This is a genomic window from Arminella tubonensis (assembly GCF_003240585.1).
GTDB lineage: Bacteria > Pseudomonadota > Alphaproteobacteria > Rhizobiales > Rhizobiaceae > Rhizobium > Rhizobium tubonense.
Genome location: NZ_PCDP01000045.1, coordinates 16,620 through 38,013 on the forward strand (window position 1 = coordinate 16,620; position 21,394 = coordinate 38,013).

At 57.5% G+C, this 21,394-nt stretch carries 19 protein-coding genes; 13 read left to right on the plus strand and 6 right to left on the minus strand.

Annotated elements, in window-relative coordinates:
• Positions 1–43: 43 nt before the first annotated feature.
• Positions 44–988 (minus strand): transglutaminase family protein, encoded by a 945-nt coding sequence (locus CPY51_RS22115; protein ID WP_111162399.1) that lies wholly within the window; start codon positions 986–988, stop codon positions 44–46.
• Between the two features lie 324 nt (positions 989–1,312).
• Between CPY51_RS22115 and CPY51_RS22120 the strand changes: the two genes are divergently transcribed.
• The 4 genes from CPY51_RS22120 to CPY51_RS22135 all read left to right on the plus strand — a co-directional run bounded on the left by CPY51_RS22120 (position 1,313) and on the right by CPY51_RS22135 (position 3,616).
• Positions 1,313–2,341 (plus strand): fatty acid desaturase, encoded by a 1,029-nt coding sequence (locus CPY51_RS22120; RefSeq protein WP_111162400.1) that lies wholly within the window; start codon positions 1,313–1,315, stop codon positions 2,339–2,341.
• Between the two features lie 280 nt (positions 2,342–2,621).
• Complete coding sequence (locus tag CPY51_RS22125; RefSeq protein WP_111162401.1) at positions 2,622–2,831, plus strand: cold-shock protein; 210 nt, start codon at positions 2,622–2,624, stop codon at positions 2,829–2,831.
• Positions 2,832–2,963: 132 nt separating this feature from the next.
• Positions 2,964–3,179 (plus strand): hypothetical protein, encoded by a 216-nt coding sequence (locus tag CPY51_RS22130; protein WP_111162402.1) that lies wholly within the window; start codon positions 2,964–2,966, stop codon positions 3,177–3,179.
• A gap of 56 nt (positions 3,180–3,235) precedes the next feature.
• Complete coding sequence (locus tag CPY51_RS22135; protein ID WP_111162403.1) at positions 3,236–3,616, plus strand: DUF6481 family protein; 381 nt, start codon at positions 3,236–3,238, stop codon at positions 3,614–3,616.
• Between the two features lie 81 nt (positions 3,617–3,697).
• Here the strand turns inward: CPY51_RS22135 and CPY51_RS22140 are convergent, their stop codons facing one another.
• Positions 3,698–4,273: a histidine phosphatase family protein gene (locus tag CPY51_RS22140; RefSeq protein ID WP_111162468.1), complete on the minus strand. Its 576-nt coding sequence runs from the start codon at positions 4,271–4,273 to the stop codon at positions 3,698–3,700.
• A 240-nt stretch (positions 4,274–4,513) separates the two neighbouring features.
• Between CPY51_RS22140 and CPY51_RS22145 the strand changes: the two genes are divergently transcribed.
• From CPY51_RS22145 to CPY51_RS22155, 3 genes are all read left to right on the plus strand, one after another.
• Positions 4,514–4,723, plus strand: a complete 210-nt coding sequence (locus CPY51_RS22145; protein WP_111162404.1) for a CbtB domain-containing protein — start codon at positions 4,514–4,516, stop codon at positions 4,721–4,723.
• 12 nt (positions 4,724–4,735) lie between these two features.
• Positions 4,736–5,479 carry a CbtA family protein gene (locus CPY51_RS22150; RefSeq protein ID WP_111162405.1) on the plus strand — a complete coding sequence of 248 codons (744 nt, stop codon included), beginning with the start codon at positions 4,736–4,738 and terminating at the stop codon, positions 5,477–5,479.
• Between the two features lie 66 nt (positions 5,480–5,545).
• A complete protein-coding gene (locus CPY51_RS22155) occupies positions 5,546–6,100 on the plus strand; it encodes a DNA-3-methyladenine glycosylase (protein WP_244598752.1) in 555 nt (184 codons plus the stop codon).
• Positions 6,101–6,169: 69 nt separating this feature from the next.
• Here CPY51_RS22155 and CPY51_RS22160 read toward each other — a convergent pair whose 3' ends face one another.
• The 4 genes from CPY51_RS22160 to CPY51_RS22175 all read right to left on the minus strand — a co-directional run bounded on the left by CPY51_RS22160 (position 6,170) and on the right by CPY51_RS22175 (position 10,579).
• Entirely contained in the window at positions 6,170–7,720 is a 1,551-nt protein-coding gene (locus CPY51_RS22160; protein WP_111162406.1) for a DHA2 family efflux MFS transporter permease subunit, read from the minus strand.
• Complete coding sequence (locus CPY51_RS22165; protein ID WP_111162407.1) at positions 7,713–8,939, minus strand: HlyD family secretion protein; 1,227 nt, start codon at positions 8,937–8,939, stop codon at positions 7,713–7,715. Before CPY51_RS22165 ends, CPY51_RS22160 begins: the two co-directional genes overlap by 8 nt.
• Positions 8,932–9,396: a MarR family winged helix-turn-helix transcriptional regulator gene (locus CPY51_RS22170; RefSeq protein WP_111162408.1), complete on the minus strand. Its 465-nt coding sequence runs from the start codon at positions 9,394–9,396 to the stop codon at positions 8,932–8,934. The genes CPY51_RS22165 and CPY51_RS22170 overlap by 8 nt, the downstream gene beginning before the upstream one ends.
• Positions 9,397–9,790: 394 nt before the next feature.
• Positions 9,791–10,579, minus strand: coding sequence for a helix-turn-helix transcriptional regulator (locus tag CPY51_RS22175; protein WP_111162409.1), 789 nt, complete (start codon positions 10,577–10,579; stop codon positions 9,791–9,793).
• Positions 10,580–11,658: 1,079 nt separating this feature from the next.
• Between CPY51_RS22175 and CPY51_RS22180 the strand changes: the two genes are divergently transcribed.
• The 6 genes from CPY51_RS22180 to CPY51_RS22205 all read left to right on the plus strand — a co-directional run bounded on the left by CPY51_RS22180 (position 11,659) and on the right by CPY51_RS22205 (position 21,368).
• On the plus strand, positions 11,659–12,735 hold the full coding sequence (locus CPY51_RS22180; RefSeq protein WP_244598753.1) for a fibrinogen-binding protein: 1,077 nt from the start codon (positions 11,659–11,661) through the stop codon (positions 12,733–12,735).
• 138 nt (positions 12,736–12,873) lie between these two features.
• Positions 12,874–14,922 carry a hypothetical protein gene (locus tag CPY51_RS22185; protein WP_111162410.1) on the plus strand — a complete coding sequence of 683 codons (2,049 nt, stop codon included), beginning with the start codon at positions 12,874–12,876 and terminating at the stop codon, positions 14,920–14,922.
• 342 nt (positions 14,923–15,264) lie between these two features.
• On the plus strand, positions 15,265–17,454 hold the full coding sequence (locus CPY51_RS22190) for a type I secretion system permease/ATPase (protein WP_111162471.1): 2,190 nt from the start codon (positions 15,265–15,267) through the stop codon (positions 17,452–17,454).
• 5 nt (positions 17,455–17,459) lie between these two features.
• Positions 17,460–18,815, plus strand: a complete 1,356-nt coding sequence (locus CPY51_RS22195) for an HlyD family type I secretion periplasmic adaptor subunit (protein ID WP_111162411.1) — start codon at positions 17,460–17,462, stop codon at positions 18,813–18,815.
• A 139-nt stretch (positions 18,816–18,954) separates the two neighbouring features.
• Positions 18,955–19,446: a hypothetical protein gene (locus tag CPY51_RS22200; RefSeq protein ID WP_111162412.1), complete on the plus strand. Its 492-nt coding sequence runs from the start codon at positions 18,955–18,957 to the stop codon at positions 19,444–19,446.
• A gap of 149 nt (positions 19,447–19,595) precedes the next feature.
• Positions 19,596–21,368 (plus strand): GNAT family N-acetyltransferase, encoded by a 1,773-nt coding sequence (locus tag CPY51_RS22205; protein ID WP_111162413.1) that lies wholly within the window; start codon positions 19,596–19,598, stop codon positions 21,366–21,368.
• The last annotated feature ends 26 nt before the right edge of the window (positions 21,369–21,394 follow it).

A 21,394-nucleotide genomic window follows, 5' to 3' on the forward strand; every position in this document is an offset into this window, starting at 1 on the left:
ATATCCTTCAGTGAAAGATTTTTGCCGGGCCTGGCAAAAAAACTTACCGATGAACGCCGATGCGCGATGAGTGTTCCATTTGTCTACTATCTGTTTTGCGAGAATCGCCCGCCGCATCCCCGGTCGTCACATTGACCTGCACGGACATATCCAGGTAGTCGGTCGCCTCGCCGTCATAGCTCCCCGTCAGCGGGATGGCTTGCCGTGGGTCGCGGGCAACACCGACACGGATGAGATCGCGATTGCCGACAATACCGTTGGTCGGGTCGAACTCCACCCATCCGGCACCGGGAAGATATATCTGGCACCACGCATGGGTGGAGCCCCCGCCGCGTATGCTCGATCCGTCACGATCGGGAACATAGACATAGCCGGTGACGAAGCGGGCAGCCAGCCCAAGCGAACGAGCACCCTCCATCATCAGCAGCGCGAAATCACGACAGGTGCCTCGCCTCAGCTCCAGCGTCTGCAACGGCGTCTGCGTCCCCCGCTCCAATCGCCTCGTATAGCCGAAGCTCTCGTGGATCGCGTAGCACATCGTCATCAGCAGATGGCCTGTCTCGGTGGGTCGACCGATGCGCACAAACCGTCTCGCCCACTGGCCGACCTCGTCGTTGGCATCCGGATAGTGACGTGTGATCGTTGGCTCCAGATCGGCGACTTCGTCCGCCTCATAGGCGAAGGGGTAGCTCAGCGCCTCGTCGTCGATCTGCAGATCGAGTGCAACCTGTGCCGTATGATCAAGCCTTATCCGGGTTTCAAAGTGCAGTTCGGAAGCTGGCCTGGAGATATCGACAAGCGCCACGCAATTGCCGAACACGTCATGTATCCAACGCACATGGCTTGGCCCCGGATCGACGATAAGCGTCGCATCGAGCAGCCGCTGGTCGAAACTGTCGCGCGGGCGAAACATCAGCCGGTGCTGGCCGAATTCCACCGGACGCCGATAACGATAGGCCGTGATGTGCCTGACGGAAAAAATGGTCATCCTGGAATTTACCCTTGATCAGCGCGATTTCAACGGCGGGCTGCATCGATTCGGGACAAAGCAAAAGATTAGCGCTTTTTGACGATCATGTATGCATGAGCTTGCCAACGGCCTTTCCCGATGACGACCTTCAAGGTGCATACGAAATATCGCCGCACCCCGGCCAGCCCTAGTGCCGTTAGCATCAGGCTGTGCTATAACCCCTGCCGCAAGCGAAATTTCGTACGGCGATGGGACCGAGACTGAATTTGTATTGCCAGTCTAGAGCATCCCTATCCACACGCGTCGAAACGATCGCGCAACTCTCCGAAAGAACGTCCCCCAATGAACATGGCCCCCACCCTCGATCAGGCGAGCGGACCAAGCGAAAAAGCCTGGCTCAAGATCCTGTCGAAATACCGCCAGCCTCACGCCGGCCGCAGCACCTTTGAACTGGCCGTGACGGTCATCCCGTTCACTGCGCTGTGGATTTTATCATGGCTCGCGGTTCACTACGGCATATGGATCGGAATGGTCCTGATTATCCCGGCGGCGGCGTTCCTGCTGCGATTGTTCATGATCCAGCACGACTGCGGTCACGGCTCCTTTTTCGCGCGCCGCCGCGTGGACGATTGGACGGGTCGTGTGATCGGCGTGCTGACAATGACGCCCTATGACTACTGGCGGCGCGCCCACGCGACCCACCATGCATCGGCCGGCAACCTCGACGAACGAGGAGTGGGCGATATCGCGACCTTGACCGTCAAGGAATACAAGGCTCTCTCCGCCTTCGGGCGGCTGAAATACCGGCTGTATCGGAATCCTGTTGTCATGTTCGGCATCGGACCGATCTGGGTGTTCATCTTCAAGCAGCGATTGCCCTTCGGCATGATGCGCTCCGGCGCGCTCCCGTGGGTCTCTACGATGGCAACAAATGGTGCGATCGCGGTTCTCGCCGCACTGCTGATCTGGTGGATCGGCGTCATTCCGTTTCTGCTGGTCCATCTTCCGATCGTTGTCCTGGCCGCAGCAGCCGGCGTCTGGCTTTTCTATGTGCAGCATCAGTTTGAAGATACGCATTGGTCGGAAGGTAGCGAATGGCAGTTCCAGCAGGCGGCACTGCATGGTGCCTCCCACTACGACCTGCCGCTGGTGCTTCGGTGGGTGACCGGAAACATCGGCATCCACCACGTGCACCACCTGTCGAGCAAGGTGCCCTACTACAGGCTTCCCGAGGTGCTCAGAGACTATCCGGAACTTGGCGACATCGGCCGAATCACGATCATGCAGAGCTTGCGTTGCGTCAATCTCGTGCTCTGGGACGAAAATAGCCGGCGACTGGTCTCCTTTCGCGAAGCGCGAAAGCTAGCCTGAGGTCATCGCCTTTTCAGCGCAGCAATTTCGCCGCCTTTACAGCGGCGAAATTCGACAAGACAGCATCTTGCTTGAGGTACATCGTCAACGAAACCTAACTAAAAGTTGACAAGCGGGTGTGAAGGGCCTATCTACTGCGCATCGATAGTTGTTTGACTGATATTTGTTTTTGCTGGCGCCCGGTGCGCTTACTTGACGAACTTCCCCTTCAAAAATCGAGATGAAATGCTGTCGTGCGTCGTACGGCGGTTAACACTTGTTGCTACAGAAAGGGTTCGTTATGACCACTGGCACAGTAAAATGGTTCAACTCCACCAAGGGCTTCGGCTTCATTCAGCCTGACAACGGCGGTGCGGACGTTTTCGTTCACATCTCTGCTGTTGAGCGCGCTGGCATGCGCGAAATCGTTGAAGGTCAGAAGCTCGACTTCGAACTGGAACGCGATAGCAAGTCGGGCAAGATGTCCGCTGCACAGCTTCGCGCTGCTTAAAGGTTTTCAGCCTCGCCATGACCACGGATGTACTGGCATGTTGCTGAGGCGATTACCAACAGAAGGTCAGACGATTGTCTGGCCTTTTTTCGCTTTATCGTCTGCGTCACCATGCTTTGAAGGATTGAGGACTTGACCGAGAATTCGAGCAAGACACGAGAACAGGCTGAGCTGGCTTTCAGCAAGACACAGACTGAATTTCTGGCGCGCAGCCGAACGATTTCCGAGATAGACGCGGTGGCGGCCGAGCGTGATGCGAAGACCGCTAGATTGCGTGAACTTCGTCTGGAAAAAGAAGCGAATTCTGCTCCCAAGACCACCAAGCCCAAAAAAGCCACGAAGCGCTGAGACGCTTTTTGAAACCCGAATCCTGATTATTCTGGACCGACAAGGACGACGTTGGATTGAGACACGTTAACGATAATGGTTTTGCCGAGCGCCGTAAGGCTGCTGCCGAGGCCAAAAAGCTGCTTCTGAAAAAGTTCGAAACCGCTCCAAAGGCTGACGACCCGGAAATGGTCGCCAAGCGCGCCGAGCGCGAGGCTATTTCTGCCGCGCGCGAGCTTCGCCGTGCCGAGCGCGAGCGACTTAAGCAAGAGGCCAACGAACGCCAGCTTGCGGAAGCCGCAGCACTGACGGAAGCTGCTACCGCTGCCGAACGAGCCGACGCGGAAGCCCGGGAATCGGCTGCCAAGGATCGCATCGCACGCGTCATCGCTGATGAAGCGGAACGCAAGGCCGAGCGCGACCGCCGTTACGCGGCGCGCAAGGCCCGTCAGCGCTAGTCGCTCGACGCTTGCAAGATATGAAAACTCAAGCCCGGTCGGTCTCGATCGGGCTTTGTTCGTTTGGCGCCGCGCAATCCTTCAGATGATGGAACGAGCTTGGCTGGGGAACCGTAAGGTCCACCTGCGCCCGTCGCCGCTCATTTGGACGACGCTCAGCGGCTCTACATCGATTTTCCAGAACGCCGACGGCGGCGCCTGCAGAACGTGCAGCAAAGCCGCACGGATCACAGAAGCATGGGTGATGGCGATAGTGTGGCCCCTTTCACCAAGCCGATGATCTACCCAAACTGCAACGCGTTCGGACAGCGCGGCAAGGGATTCTCCTCCGTGCGGCGCAGCGGTCATGTCCGTCAGCCATACGGCGACATTTTCCGGCTCAATCACGTGCAAATCCCCAATGGCTTTGCCGCTCCACCGACCGTAGTCGCAATCGCGCAAGGCGGTATCCGGTTCGCCCTGTAGTGAAAGAATCTCCGAGGTCTGCCTAGTGCGCAACGTCGGGCTGATCCAGACGCGATCCGCCCGCTCCAACAATCCCTTCAACATTTTTGTCTGCGCAATGGCCTTTTCTTCCAATGGCTCGTCGCCTGGAAACGTCGCGGTTCTGTTGCTGACCGTCGCTCCGTGACAAACCCAGGTCAAAAGTCCCTTCAAGGCGAAAATCTTTCCAAAATGAACGGCCTGCAGCCTTGCTGGCGCGCATATGCGTTCGTTGACAATAAGCTTGCGGCGCAGATATAACGTTTGGGTTGTCGCTATGGAAGCCGGTGAAAGCCCGGCGCGGTCGCGCCACTGTAATCGACGGGTTGAAGGTTTCAGCCAGTCGTAAGCCAGACCCTACGCCAACAAATCCTTGTCACCGACGGAACGCGTCATTCTAAAAGGAACTAACATATGTCCGACACCACATTCGGAGCGGCTATCGGCCCGGCCCCCATCCCGCTTGGCGAGATTCTGCCCTGGGCGATCTTCGCCGGCCTCCTTATGATGCTGGCCATCTACTTCGTCGGCGCAGAAGAAGGCGCGACCTCGCTCATATCAGGCATGTACGTCCACGAATTCGTGCATGACGGTCGCCATCTCCTCGGCTTTCCCTGCCACTAAGGAGTAGCCCACATGGTTGGAAATCTTTTGCTCCGCGGCATGATCGCCGGGGTGTTGGCAGGCCTGTTGGTATTTGCTTTCGCCCGGACGTTCGGAGAACCGCTTGTCGATAGCGCTATCGCTTTCGAGGACCAGGTCAATCAGGCAAAGGGCGAAGCGCCGGAGCCTGAGATCGTCAGTCGCGAGACCCAGGCAGGCCTGGGGCTGTTCACCGGCATTATGGCTTATAGCGTCGGCATCGGCGGCCTTTTCGCCCTCGCCTTCTCCTATGCGTACGGTCGGGTCAGCCCGTTCGGCCCGCGCGGCACGGCAGCGCTGATTGCGCTGGCAGCTTTCGTCGCGATCGCCCTTGTGCCCGATATCAAGTATCCCGCAAATCCGCCTTCGGTCGGAAATCCCGATACGATCGGCGTCAGGACGGAATACTTCTTTGTCATGATTGTGATTTCGATTGCAGCAATGGTAGGAGCAGTTGCCTTGGCGCGAACCCTCCTGCCGCGTTATGGCCAGTGGAACGCAACAATTGTCGCCGGCGTCGCCTTCATCGCCGTCATCGCGGTGGTGCAATATGCCATGCCGCCAATCAACGAAGTGCCTGAAAACTTCTCGGCAGTGGTTCTCTGGCGGTTCCGGGTAACGTCGCTCGGCATGCACGCGATTCTCTGGGCGACCCTCGGACTTGCGTTCGGCGCCCTGGCCGAGCACCGGATCGGCAACAACCATCGGCGCGGAGCCCCGCGCCTCGCACATCGCTAGTATCCAGCATTGGCTTCCGGTCGCTTTCTTAGGGCGATCGGAAGCACTTCCATCGGGCGCCAGTCCTTGTCCTCAGATAGCTTGAACAGCTTTTTCAGCCGAGATGTCGTCGGTGTCGCACGCGAGCTCATAGGCTGGCGTTTCTCTGTTGACGGGGTCGGCGGCAGGATCGTCGAGACTGAAGCCTACCGGGCCGATGACGAGGCCTCGCACTGCTTCCGGGGTCCGACTGAGCGCAACGCAGCCATGTTCGGTGCTCCCGCACATGTCTACATCTATCGATCCTACGGCATCCATTGGTGCATCAACTTCGTCTGCCTTCCAGGCAGCGCCGTCTTGATCCGCGCATTGGAACCGGAAGGCGGCATCGACAAGATGGTCGAGCGGCGTGGAATGACCGATCCATACCATCTCTGCAGCGGTCCCGGCAAATTGACACAGGCCCTTGGTATCGATCTGAGATTGAACGGTTGCTCGCTCGCGGAAGATCCATTCGAGCTCTCGCCAGCCGCCCCTGTGCCGGTCGCCGAGGACAAGCGAATAGGCATTACCAAGAACGTCGATCCGCTTTGGCGGTTCGGCGTGGTCGGCTCGCGGTTCGTCAGCCGCCGGTTCCTCTAAAAGTCCCGAAACGCAAACGGCCGCCGGGATCGCCCAGACGGCCGCCGCTAGATGGTATGGCGAGATGCCCTACTCCATGGCGATGCTGTGATCGACCGCAGCCGGGGTAGCCGGCTTCCTCAGCAGAATGACCAGGGGCATCGCGCAGAGCGACATCAGCATCAGCAATTTGAAGTCATCGATATAGGCGATGATCGTCGCCTGCAGCGTGATGATGCCATCGAGGCTCGCCCTGCCGATTGCAGTCAGTGGATCGACGCTGTGGACGGCCGCCGGTGCATCGAATGCATGGTTGAACGGCGTCACATAAGCTGCGATCGACTCGTGATTGCTCTGCGTATTCTCCGTGATCAGCGCCGAGACGACGGAGATACCGACACTCGATCCGATATTGCGTGAGAGATTGTAAAGGCCGGTCCCCTCGCCGCGCATGTGCGCCGGCAGCGTCGCAAAGGCGATGGTCGTCAGCGGCACGAACAGGAACCCGAGGCCGGCGCCCTGTACGAAGCCGACCGTGATGATCGTCCATTGCGAGACGTCTGGCGTCCAGCCGGTCATCTCGTACATCGCCCAGGCGGTCAGTCCGAGGCCGAGCAACAACAGCCAGCGCGTGTCGACCTTGCCGATCAGCCGGCCGACAACGAACATGCAGACCATCGTACCGAGGCCACGTGGCCCCATCACGATACCGGCGGTAACGACAGGATATCCCATCAGCGTCTGCAGATACGGTGTCATCAACGCTAGCGATGCCAGATAGGTCACGCCCACGATAAAGATGAAAAGCATGCTGACGGCAAAATTCTGGTCCAGGAACAGCCGTGGATTGACGAAGGATTTCTTCGCCGTGAACGTATGGACCAGAAACAGATAGAATGCGGCCGCGCAGACAAGCGCCTCCATGATGATCTCGCCGGACGAAAACCAGTCGAGCTGTTCCCCGCGGTCGAGGAAAAGCTGCAGCGACGCAATACCTAGGCTGAGCATGCTGAAGCCGAACAGGTCGAGCTTGGCGAGCGCATCGATCTTCGTTTCCCTGACGAAAACCACGATGCCCATGAACGCCAGCATCCCGATCGGCACATTGATGTAGAAGACCCACCGCCAGCTGATATGATCTGTCAACCAGCCACCGATAACCGGCCCGAGCACGGGCCCCACCATGACCGAAACGCCGAATAGCGCCATTGCCTTGCCGCGCTCCTCGACCGAGTAGATGTCAAGCAGGATACCTTGCGACAGCGGCACGAGTGCTGCGCCGAACAGGCCTTGCAGCAGGCGAAAAGCGACAATCTGCACCAGAGACTGCGCGAACCCGCACAGGACGGAAGCAACGACGAAACCGCCGATCGCGGTCAGAAGTACGCGTTTGCGACCGAATTTTGCCGACAGGAAGCCGGACGGCGGCGTCATGATCGCAGCCGCGACGATATAGGACGTCAGAACCCAGTTGATCTGGTCGGCGCTGGCCGAGACACTGCCCTGGATATAGGGCAGCGCGACATTGGCGATGGTCGTATCCAGCGCCTGCATGATGACGGCAAGAATGACGCAGGCCGTGATAGCGCCGCGATTGGCGACGATGGGCTCGGCACCGGCCGTTGCGGAAGCGTTACTCATGATCCTTGCCGTCGGGACGGCCCAAAAGTTTGGCGATGAAATCCGGCAGGCCGCGGGCGTGGCCCGTGTTTACGCCGACGACAGTGCTCATTCCGACGCGAAGCGGCGGCTTGCCGGCCTGATCGTCGATGCTGATCCGCATCGGAATGCGCTGCACGACCTTGACCCAGTTGCCGGTCGTGTTCTGTGCCGGCAGCAGCGAGAAGCTCGAGCCGGACGCAGGGCTGATGCTTGCGACGGTCCCCTTCCAGACGATACCGGGGTAGGTATCGACCGAAATGTCGACCGTCTGTCCGGGCTTGACGTAGGTCAGCTCAGTTTCCTTCGGGCTTGCCGCGATCCATAGGTTATTGGCTGAGACCAGCGAAAAACCCTGTTGCGCAGCTGTCAGGTAGGCTCCGACCTGCAGCGCGTTGACATTGGTGACGATGCCATCGAAGGAGGCCCTGACGACCGTGTCGTCAAGCTCCCGCTGAGCGTTGTCGACCGTCGACTTGGCCTGCAGATAAATTGGGTTCTGTTCGACCGGCTGGTTCACGTCGCCGCCGATCTGGGCAAGCGTCGATGCCGCTTGAGCCTTCGCAACGTCGACCTTCTGCAGGGCAGCATCGAGATTGTGCTTGGATTCGTCGAAGGCAGCTTTTGAGGCGACTGAGCTGTTGATAAGGTTCTGCTGGCGGTCGAATGCCGTCTGGAAATACGGAATATCTGCCTGTGCCTGGGCGATCTGCGAAAGCGTCAGCTGATAGCTCGCCTTCAGGTTCAATATCTGGTTGCGGGCAGCTCCGAGCTGCGCCTGAGCCCCTTCCAACGCGATCTGGAAGGTGTCGGGCTTGAGGCGGAAAAGCACCTGCCCCTTCTTCACCAGTTCGTTCTCGTGGACGTCGATAGAGGCGACCAGACCGGAGACGTCTGTCGAGACGCCGACCATATCTGCCTGGACGTAGGCATTGTCGGTCGACATCACCTGTCCGCCGGTGACGTAGTAATAGCCGCCAACGACGAGCGCGACCGGCAGGAGCGCAAAGAGGATTGGCCGGGTCGGGCTCCGGCGCTTGCGAGGCTTGACTGCCGCAGCCACCGGCGTCGCTACGCCTACGGTTGCTGGAGCAGGCGTCGGGTTGGCAGCCGGTGCCTCCGCAACCTCTTCCTGCGCGACGTTCTTCTCGCTGGTGTTTGCGTTGGCATGTATCCGAATAGATGAAGGTGAGTCAGCCATGATTTATCTCTTTGTCGGCCGCAGCCAGACGGCAGCCTTGAACCAGGTTGGTTTTCATAAGGGTAAGCGTTTCGAACAGGCGAATGCGGTCCTCGCCCGAGATGCCTTCCAAGGCCTCGCCTCTGGTTTCGTCCCCGAGGCTTCGCATGTGGGCAAGCAGGGGCCGTGCCTCTTCGCGCATGTAAAGCAGCCAGACGCGGCGATCGGTTGGATGCTGGCGCCGCTCGATCAATCCACGTTGCGCCATCTTGTCCAGGATGCGGACCAACGTGATCGGCTCGATCTCCAGCATCTCTGCCAGGCCCGCCTGATGAATGCCCTCGTTTGTGGCGAGATAGGCAAGGGTCTGCCATTGCGACCGTGTCAAGCCCAAGCCTTTCGCGCGCTGCTCGAACCGCTTGCGAAGAAGCCGAGCAACGTCATGCAGAAGAAAGCCGAGGGTTGGTGCCGAAGTCATTTAATTGGAAAGCCTACTATTCATAAGCAACCTTATAATTTATTGGCATATAGTAAGTGCACGCCATTATACAAGCGCATAAATCGCTGGAGCTGTTGACGAGCCAAAATGTCGCAACGCTGTGGCCAACGCATCACAATGAGGATCGCCGTCCGCGCCGCTGTCGCATCGTATCGCTGTAGGAGTAAATTGGACTATTGGGGCCGACGGCCATGCGCGATCCGCACCGTGGGCGGTCTCGCTGAAATGTCATCAGGGGGCGCGCCATCTGAACAAGACCGGATGGCATTGCACGCGACGTCATCTTTCAAACAGAAAGTGCTGCGCAGAACGAGGCCGCCGCTGGCCCAAGGGACCGATGCGCGGCGACCTTTTTTGATATCTCAGGTTCCGATCAGTTGCGCCACTTGCGCGACGACTCCTGCCCGACATCCGAATTGAAGAAGCGCGAGGCTGCCTCCGTCCGATTACGAACGTTCATCTTCTTATAGATGTTCCTGACATGAACCTTGACTGTATTTTCCGACAGGTTGAGTTGATCCGCGATAATTTTGTTCTGCGTCCCTTTGCAGATCAGGTCGAGAATCTGAACTTCCCGCGTGGTTAGCGCTTGTAGGTTTCCGCCGCGCGATCCCATGTTGTCGTCATAGGGTCTGTGGTTTGCAGCCAGCTGAGCCGGCGCTGCGTAGAAGGACGAATTGGAATGTTGTCCTTCGACAGTCAGCCTGCGCAGAAGCGCTGAAGGGAAATGTTCGCCGCCCTTCATCAGCAGATCGATCGCCGCCATGAACACGTCAAGGCGAAGATTAAGTGGCAGCACGCCGTGGATGCTCCGTCCTTCGACAAGTCGACCGACGTAAGGATCCAGGAGGTCGATGGTCTCAACAACCAGTCCGATCGATACTCCAGGCGAGTTGGCGCGTAGCGCCTTTAAAGTATCCTGCAGGTCATCTGATGGTAGATGATAAAGCAGAACCAGTCTAACACCTTCAAGGATTCCCCCCTGAAGGGCCTTCGGATCAGCGATACTGACGACATCATATCCAGTAAATCGCACTCCCAATGCCTGAGCCAAGCATTCCGAAAATAGATCGGCGTCGGCCAGTACAACGATTGTATCTCTTAGAGGTATGATACTGTGGCTTTCGTCTGTATTCCCTGCTCTTGTGCTTGCGATGTACATTTGTGCATCCCCCAAAGCTCGCAGCTATTAGTTGGTTAACCCGCTTTTATTGAATTTTGTTGTATGAGCGTTGTGCTCTTATATAGGAACTGCTTCTGCAGTCTTCTTAACTTATTTTTAATAACACTAATACACGTACGAGAAAATGCAAATTGCCCAAACGGGTTAGTTTTGCGGCAAATGCGTTAAATTTTATGGTAAATGTGGGAATATGACTAATATGACACCCCCTTTTCCGTGCAGTTTCGCACGTTTCCGATCTTTTACATTTGGTTGGGTACTAGGCAACGTGCGGTCCGTGCCCGAGAGGAAGCGCATCTTCATCTTACCGTTAAGCAGCTTGTAACTATTGGCTTATCCGGACGGGTGTCTACTCCGAGTGACGATAGCGCTAAGCATAGTAAGAGTCGGTATCTTTTTTATTACATGGTAAAAATCGGCGTGAGTGGTTCATTATTGCAACGGTTATGAATGATTTCGAAGGCGTCAGAAAATTTACTTCGGTCGCCGCTGACGCTATTGCGAACGGATAAGTAGGATGGATTAGCAGGCACGATTTCAGTAGCGTTTACTTCATACCGCAACGTCAATTTGATTTTGCATTCCGTTACGGAAGCTTCCCGCTGAAGCCTGAATATAAACAATGTATTGATTGCTTAATTCAAACTTTGCCGCAGGTAAAAATCTCGCCTTTACCACCCGCTAGCCCGAATTGGTATCTATTAGATTGCTTATTTTTCAGCCACATTCATAACGTTCCGCAAAGCCGCGGAACTCGGGGGAATGTCACACCAGTTCTTGTATTCGCGTAACCGGCAGACCCTCCCCGCACCTAGTGAAAAATGATCGGAGAATGGAGGATTGGCGCTCTAGCGAGCGTCGAAATGGATTTGTTCGCCCGGGTTTTGATTAGGAACAAATCCCAAATGCGCCAGGCTTGAACCAACAAGCCGGTTTCGACGGCAGATAAGTATCTCGTAAATCTGCTGAAATGTTAACAGAGTTGGGGCCGCCGCGAGTAAAATCCCATTTAAGATGAGAGGGATTTCGGGACGGCCTCCTCATTCGGAGGAAATGAAATGGCTCTTCTCGACATAGACGCAGATATCAATTCGAACAACGGAAACACAGACAACAGCAACAACTCGGACAACAGCAACAACTCGACTAATACCAATACGAACACTAATACTACGACGGACACGTCACTGACCGACGATCATAGCAAGGTCGCAGCGCTTGCCGATGGCTTCGCCAACAGCGCTGTCAACTCGACGAACATTGACGATGGTTCCACTGGTCTGGTGGGCGTTGGCAATTCATCCAACAGCCATAATGACAACAGTACCGACACGACGAATACAGACGCCTCCCAGACGAATGGTAACGGCGACAATCGTGACAATAGCTATGATTTCGACAGCAAGGTCAACACAACGACCAATGACATCACCAGCTCGTACAATCACCAGGACACCGATACCAAGGTAACTTCGATTACCGACACGAAGGACAGCTACAACACGAGCACGAAGGACAGCGGCAACGCTTACAACTATTCGGACTCGAGCACGCATGTGAAGGATAGCAACAATAGCCTGTCTGAGTCCTACACCAAGGACAGCGGCAACTACTCCTCCGACTCCAGTACGCATTCAAGCTCCGACTATGACTTCGGCACCTTGAAGGACATCGGCGAAGTTAGTGGCAATGTCGGCATCGCCGGCGGCGACCTGGCCTTCAATCTGGGTGATGACTACTCGTTCAACCTGAACCTGGACAACATCCTCAATAACTCGTTGAACGGCGACGGCAACCACACCGGCTTCAGCCTGGTGCAGGCAAACAACCTCGCTGATCAGGACACTGCCTACAATGTCAGCATGAACAATGCCCACGCTCACAACGACCTTAGTTCCGAGGGTGGAGATGCTCACAGCGACGCAGGCATCGGCTTCGACAGCAAGCTGAGCTGGGATCCGAGCACACCGGTCGCAGGCCACGACCTGACCGGAACGAGCACTGCTGACTCTTCTTCGATCCTCGCCAATTCCGGATACCATCAGGAACTGGTCCAGGGTGCGAACATGGTCAGCAATACAAGCGACATCGCGATCACCGGCGGCGACCACCACGACGTGACCACCTCCTCCTGAACTACATCGCAACTCACGTGAAAAAGTGCACCGGCCAGTCCGGCCGGTGCATCTTTCTAATCGCCCCCTCAGAGAGGCGGTTGTTGCGATGCGGACCGCCAAGCTGGGAAAAAATTGGCGGCTGTTGGGGAGAACGCCATGCACGCGGAAAAATTCTCGGAAATTATCGCGCACTTTATCGGCCTCTTTGATCCGCAGTCAGAGGAAGCACGCCTTCGCCAGCTCAATCTCGATGGCCAGGCGCTGCGGGACGATGCGGCGCACTTGGCAGACCCCGGCGAACAACAGGCTGCTTTTCAATCAAACCTGGATTTGAAAGACTATGATCCGCATCTGAAATACGATCCGGCCCACGAGAGCTATGATCATCTGCAGGCTCGCCTCTATGACCAGACCTACGCGCAAAGCCTCAAGATGCTGCAGGATCTGGCAAACGCCGACCTACCCCATTTCTATCACCAGCCCGAACCGCTGACTATCGATGAACCGGGACGGCTCCATCCCGATAGCGGCGCGGACTCGAACGTTGCCCACATTCTTCAGGCCAATTCCGTGCGGGACGATGATATTCTCGACATGACGAATGGCAATCACCCCGTCCAGAACATTGCTCAAATTGACATACTGCTCGGCGAGATGAGCGCCAGGGCGGAAGCGTTGTCACCCTTCAGTACCTGGGCGCGGACAGACAGTCCCGACGGGATCGTCAAGATCGCCAACGATGTTCACGACTACGCGCAAAATACCGAGCAAAGCGGCGGCACCAACCTGCAGGACCCGGATGGTAGTCACTACGTCGTGACTGCCTCAAACAATCTCGACGGCTTCGTCTATATCAACGGTGATGCGAGCAGTATGGCGGCAGGCAGCATGCCGAGCCTGCACGACTTTCTGCCGGATCGCGGTCTTGGCGCGCCTGACCAGCAGCCGGTCGGCGCCGACAGCGCGCAGCATCTCTCGGGCGCCGGCCCGAATTCGCTGGATATCGAAGCTGGCGCAAACGTCGTCGCCAATTTTGCAGGCATCGTCGACACCAATATGATCACGCCCCTTATGGCGGTGATGGGCGATTATCACTCGATCAATTCGATCTCGCAGATCTACATTTACAGCGATCACGACAAGGTTGAAGGCGTATCCAACGACAGCTCCAATTCTGTCATGGACGCGCCGACGATCGGCAAGAATATCGCCATTTTCGCCCACGACCAGTTCAATCCGGGAGCCGCCGACCAGTGGGATGCAAACAGCCACTCGATGCCAAGTGCCTGGCATGTGAGCGTCGTCGAGGGCGATGTCTCCTTCGTCCATTGGATCGAACAATACAACTTCCTGTCGGATAACGACTCCATGACGGTACAGACGAGCGGCGTCGAGACTTCGGTCCTGACGGGCGGCAACACTGTCACGGATCTTGCTTCCTACCTCGGCATCGGTACCCAGTATGATTTGGTGATCGTCGGCGGCCAAGCCTACAACATGAATGCCATCACCCAGATTTCGGTCCTCTACGACAACGATACCGTCAAGATGGATGGCAGTGGCGGCAACACGCAGATTCAGACCGGAAACAATCTGATCTGGAATCAGGCCTCGATCGAAAACGTCGGTGATCCAAATCGCTTCGCGGCGATGCCGGATTACATGAACGAAACGATGAAGAACATTCAGGACCATCATGATTCCATGCCTGATGGTCTGGCTGCGGACCCGAATTTCGCCGGCTACCAGGGTCTGAACGTCCTCTACATCACCGGCAATTTTTACGACGTCAACGTCATCAAGCAGGTCAATATCGTCGGCGACGCGGACAGCGTCACCAAGGTTGCAAACAGTGTTTTGCAGGACAACACTGATGCGACGGTGCACATCGATACCGGCAGCAACGCCTTGATCAACGTCGCCAGCATCGTTGACTATGACAGCTTCGGCCACACCACATACGTGGCAGGCAATGTCTATTCGGACGCAGTCCTGATTCAGGGGGGCCTTGTCGACCACGACAACGGCGTCAACCACAACCAGCCAACCGGCCAGCTCGCCAATGAGGCGATCGCGTTTCTGGGCGAACATGACCCGGTTACGTCGACAGATACAGACCACAACACCACGACAATCGACGCCGGCCACGACCTATCGTTTCACAACGGCAGTCTCGGCGATGTCATGCAGTCGGTCACGGCCTAGTAACGGAATACGCAGAGGGGAGATCTGCAGCATATGAACCAGATTTCGAAGTTGAGGATCGCGGAAAGCCGGACTTTGCACCTGCGGACATCGGTGTCCGATCTGGGCAGTTCGCTAGGTGACATTGAGCCCGTCGAGGTCGTCTCCGCAGTCGACAACGCAGTCGAAAGTCTTTTCAAGCCAAGGGGTGACCGTCCGAAGCCCCACGAAGTCCCTCTCAATGCCGATGCATCCAACAGCGCCGAGATCAGCATTGACGAGGTAGCAAGGCCCTTACCGCAGGTCCGTCGCGAGCATCTCGCCGCTCCCTTGTCGATAGCAAGGGCGACTTTCGCGGCGTCAATGGATGTTCAGGCACAAGCCCAGGACCTGCCGCGACCCAAGGCCTTTGATCCGCTGCCGGCGCGAGCAGCGCCTCGGACTGAGGCCCCCAGGCAGATATCTCAACTCTTTCAGGCGTCTCAACCCTTCGTCGCCGTTGCGCCCTCCCCGATTGCACCGGCTCGACAGGAGATACTCCCACCGATCATGCCGGACGCCCCGCTTGCGCCGGCAACCCCGGACGAGATCCCGAGTGTCGCTCCGAATGAGCCGGTGATGCGCAATGTTCCGCCATTGCCGCAAAGTGAACAGATCGAGATGAAGATGCCGCCCTCGGCCCCTTTGCCGAAGACGATCGACAATGATCCTGGCCCGATAAAGGACGTCGAGCGTGGCGGCGGCGGCGGCGGCAATGGCGACAACGGAAGGGGCAATGGCGGTGGCGGTGGCAATGGCGGCAGCGTCTTCCACAAGCGCAGCGCCCAGCCGATTAATTTTGCGCTCAGCTTGCGCAACGGCATGGCAGCGGTCCGCCGCAACATGCTGATTGTCATGGTTTTTACCCTCGCGATCAACATCCTGGTGCTGTCGATCCCGATCTATCTCTTCCAGATTTCAGACCGCGTTCTGACAAGCCGCTCGGTCGATACCCTGGTTATGCTCACCGTCGCGGTCGTCGGCGCCGTCCTTCTCCAGGTCATTCTCGACGCTGTACGTCGCTTCATTCTGATGCGCACCGCGGTCGAACTGGAAGTGCAACTGGGCGCGCCAATTTTGAGTGCCGCGGCGCGCGCTTCGCTGCACGGCAACGGACGTGACTATCAGACGCTCGGCGACCTGCAGCAACTGCGCTCGTTCATCACCTCCGGTACTCTGATCGCATTCCTCGACGCGCCGCTGATGCCCCTATTCGTGGTCCTGGTCTATCTCGTTCATCCGGATCTCGGCATGATCGTGCTCAGCTGCTGTGCGGTCCTGTTCCTCATCGCCTATTTCAATCAGAAGATGACCGCCGGCTCCTTCGCCGAGGCCAACGCCTACCTCGGTCGCGCCAACTTCCATCTGGATTCCATGGCGCGCAACTCGCAGATCATCAACGCGCTGGCCATGATCCCCGAGGCGGTGAAGATGTGGGGCCGCGAAACTGCGGGTTCACTGAAATCCCAGGTCGCAGCGCAGGATCGCAACATCGTCTTTTCGGGCCTCACAAAGGCCTGCCGCATGATCACGCAAGTTATCCTGCTCGGCTGGGGCGCGCATCTATCTCTGTCGGGGCAATTGACCGGTGGCATGGTGATTGCTGCCTCCATCGTTTCCGGCCGCGCGCTGGCGCCGATCGAAGGCGCCATTGAAGGCTGGAACCAGTTCAATCATTCCCGCGCCGCCTACGGTCGCATCAAGCAGCTCCTTTTGAATTCACCCCTCAACTTTCCGCGTCTGAAGCTTCCCAATCCGGAAGGCAGGCTCGATGTCGAGCGCATTCTCTTTGTTCCGCCGCCTCAGAAACGCGTTGTCCTCAACGGCATCTCGTTTTCACTGCAGAAGGGCGAATCCCTGGCGATCATCGGAAATTCGGGATCAGGCAAGACCACACTCGGAAAGATGCTGGTCGGTTCGATCCTTCCAACCTCGGGCAATGTCCGCCTCGACCTCATGGACCTTCGCAACTGGGACCAACGGCAATTCGGCGAAAGCATTGGCTACCTTCCACAGGACGTCCAGCTGTTCCCCGGAACGATCAAGGCCAATATCTGCCGCATGCGCGACGACGTCGAGGACCGGCTGATCTACGAAGCCGCGGTTCTTGCCGATGTCCACGAGCTGATTGCAACCTTCCCGCAAGGGTATGAAACGGTCGTCGCGTCAGACGGATCTCCGCTTTCCGGCGGCCAGAAGCAGCGCATCGCCCTTGCCCGCGCCTTCTTCGGCAATCCGAAGTTTGTCGTCCTAGATGAGCCGAATTCGAATCTCGACTCCGCCGGCGAAACCGCGCTTGCGCGCGCCATAATCCATGCCAAGCGTCAGGGCATCACGACCGTGACTATCACCCAGCGCCCGGCCCTGCTGCAGTGCGTCGACAAGATCCTGGTCCTGAAAGAAGGATCGGTCGCCATGTTCGGCGAGCGCACGGAAGTGCTGAAGGCGTTGAGCGGCAAGCCTGCCAATGACGGGCTGGGCAATGGCCAGCAAGTTCCTAGAATTCAAGGTTGAGTATCATGGCAAGAAAAAAAAGAGACGCGGCAGGGGAAGAACCGGGACAGGTGGAATGGTACAGCGAAGTGCCACGCTCCATTCGGCTACATAGCTTTTCCGGTTTGGCTATCCTGCTGGCATCCTTCGGCGGCTTCGGCTATTGGGCCGCGACCGCCCCACTTTCGGCTGCGGTCATCGCCCAGGGCAGCTTCGTCGCCACCGGCAACAACAAAATCATCCAGCACCTCGAAGGCGGCATCATCAAGGATCTGATGGTCAACGAAGGCGACGTCGTCCACGAGGGCGATGTTCTCCTGACCCTCGATCCAACGGCAGCCACCGCCAATGAACGGGCACTGACCCTGCGGCGGCTGCGTCTTGAAACCGTCACTTCGCGCCTCAAGGCCGAAGCACAGGGTGTCAGCCAGTTTGCCATTCCCGAGACCGTCAAGCAGCAGTCAAACGATCCTGATGTCAAGGCGATCATCGACAGCCAGAACATCATCTTCCATAGCAGGCTTGAAAAGCTCGAGGAGCAACTCGACCTCATCGACAAGAACATCGCGTCCCTCGACTTTCGCAACAAGGGTTATGCCGGCCAAAGACAGGCATTTGTCACCCAGTTGAACCTGCTGACTGAGGAACAGACGTCGCGCCAGAAGCTTGCTGATGCCGGCGTCATGCGCCGCACCGATCTGCTCGCCATCCAGCGCGCCGTCGCCGACGCGATGGGCGAACTCTCCCGCCTCGATTCAGAGATCAACCAGAGTGAATCGCAGGTCGCCAAGTATCGGCAGGAAGCCGTCATCGCCATTAACGCCAACAAGCAATCCGCGCTGGACGCGCTTGAAACGGCCGAGTCCGACCTTGAAAGCGTGCGCGAGCAGGCTCGTGAGGCGAGCGAGGTGCTGGGCCGCACCATCATCCGTTCGCCCGTCGGCGGCACAGTCGTGCGCGCCTATTATCATACAGCCGGCGGCGTCATCACGACCGGCAAGCCGATCATGGAAATTCTGCCAAATAACGTTCCTCTGATCATCGAGGCGCAGGTATTGCGTACCTCGATCGATCAGTTGCACGAAGGCGAGACCGCAGCGATCAGGCTGACCTCTCTCAACCGCCGGACAACGCCGGTGCTGGATGGCAAGGTGTTTTACGTCTCCGCGGACTCGATCCAGGAGGATGGCGCGAGCGCCCAGCGCGACGTCTATGTGGTGCGTGTCGAGATTGCGCCAGATGAGCTGAAGCGAATTCCAGGCTTCCGCCCCGTTCCCGGAATGCCGGCCGACGTCCTGATCGCAACGTCGCACCGCACCTTCTTCGAGTATCTGGCAAAGCCTGTGGTCGACAGTATGTCGCATGCCTTCAAGGAGCGTTGATTGCTGCGCCCTTAGGCCGATAGCCTTACCCTTAATTGGTATCGATTGAGCGGGGGAGAGGCTGAAGAAATACGTGGCGCCGAGAGAATTTGATTTATACTGGCCGCATACTACAGAATTTTAGCGCCAGGACAGTTCCATGCCCGCAATGTCGGATGTGCTCTTGCGTGTCGGGCGTCTAAACTATGTTTGGACGAACACGGAAAGCCTTTTGATTTATATCATCGCCCATCTTCTCGACATCGAGAAGGATGCGGCGATTGTAGTCTTCCTGACCTTGAACACCACTCGCTCTCGCATCGACCTGGTCGAACGCCTGGCAAAACTGCCGTCGCGGCCGCCGCAAGACAGCAAGACGGTTCTGGCTCTGATGGGGCGCCTGAAGCGCGAATCCAAGACGCGCAACAAGTACAATCACTGCATTTATTCCTTCGATGAAAATGGAGACATCTCCAGCACGCAGTTGATGCGCCTGGTCGAGGACGACAAGGAAGTGCGCTATGGCAAAGTTGAACTTCTCGACCTGAAAGAGGTTGACCGGCTGGAAAAATCGATCAGCGAGATCGTCGCGATCAGCAAGGCCCTTTGGGTTTTCATACGCGCCAGCCCGCGCTTCACCGACGAGATGTAGCCTTGCTGGTCGTGCGCCAAAATCCGTGGGCGCACCTAATCATATTAGACATCGCAAATAATACGAACGGGATATTTGAAGCCGTTTGAATACGGCTAAGATGCTTCACGATATTGCCGACTGGACATGATGTTACGGATGAGGCGCGGGTGCGTATAGACGTCATCGAAAGCAATGCGGATTTTGAGAAAATCCGCGAAAACTGGGATTGCGTCTATTCAGGCGATCCACACGCGCAATATTTCCTGTCGTGGGAATGGCTGTACGGCTATCTGCATCGACGTGATCGCTGGTTCATCCTCGCGCTGCGGGAGAAGCCTGAGGGCTCCCCTTACGTCGCCTTCTTTCCCTTGCGCATGGCGACGACACAGGATCAAAAGACTGGCATCTGCACCGACGACATCATCATGGCCGGCAATCACGCCGCCGACTACACCGGCATCCTTTGTGACCCCGCCTACGAGGCGCACGCTGTCAGGGGATTTGCGCAGTTCCTTCGCGCCCAGAGCTGGACCCATCTCCGGCTCGACAATTTTTCCGGCCCCATCGAGCGCCATGATGCTTTCGTGCAGGCATTGCGAGGGCCTGATATCGGGCACAAACGTGTCACCCGCCTGGACAACAGGAATATAGATCACGCGGTCTGCCCGGTCGTAACTTTGCCGGACAGCTGGGAGGCATATCTGGAGACGAAGCTGAGCGGTCAAACCAGGCAGAAGCTCCGCCGCTTTCTCCGACAGATCGAGAGTGACGATGCCTATCGCATCACGATTGCAACCTCCGAAACGATCGAGCGCGACCTCGATGCGTTGTTCAAGCTTTGGCACGCCAAATGGCACGCTGAAAAAGGCGAGCGCATCGAGCCCATCATGGCCTGCGCCCGCGAGGTGCTGCTGGACGCCTTTCGTCACGGCAATCTCTTCCTTCCCGTCCTCTGGCACGGGGATCGGCCGCTTGGTGCGATCGCCAATATGCTGGATCGGAAGAAGAAGGCGGTGCTGTTCTACATTGCCGGCCGCGATGAAGAGTGGAAGACGCCGTCACCCGGCCTTGTACTCCACGGCTATGCTATCCGGCACGCGATCTCGCAAGGCTACCGCAGCTACGATTTCCTGCGCGGCAACGAAACCTACAAATATGCCTTCGGCGTTGAAGATCGCCCCCTGCACTGCTCGACCCTTCGAACAGCCACCGGTCGCAATCGCTCTGAAACACTGAACGTCCGTAGCATTCGCTACGTCTACGATCTTGCGCGACGGCTCTATACCGAGGGAAAGAAGGGCCTGGCGGAGGCCGCGTTCGAGCAGGTGGTTGCCGCCTCCCCGGCTCACGTCGGTGCCCGCATGGCGTTGGCACAACTTCTCCTCGACAAGGGCCGTCTAAGCGACGCCGAAGCCGCCTATCAGAACATTCTCGCCGCGGCGACGGATATCGGACCGGTGCTGCTGCGCCTGGGTGATACCCAAGTTGCCCTGAAGAAGTTCCACGAAGCAGCGGCGACATACGATAGGGCTATCGAGATGCAGCCGAATTCGAGTGCCGCCCATTTCAGCAAGGGTGTCGCACTGGTCGCGATCGGCCGTAATGCCGAAGCGGCAAAGGCATTCGAGGTATTGGAGCAGCTGAATTCCGACGATCCTGCGCACGCTTCATTCCAGCAGAAGGCGAAGGACGTCCTTGCCCGACTTGCACCCACGCTCTCGCCGCCGCTGGAGCTCCCTCCCATCCATCCCAGTGGTTTCCCACTTGAGGCCGGCTCGCTCGCGGAGCGCTTCACTCGCGACTTTGGACGGAAGTTGATGACCTCCGCCACGGACAGTTTCAAGGGGTTCGATATTCCGAAACCTGCACAGCCGCGCGCACCGCCTTCCGTTCCGGCCATGGTAAAATGGCAGTCACTTGCGGCCCGAACGAAACATTAGCCGCAACACTGCTAAGCGCCGTAGGG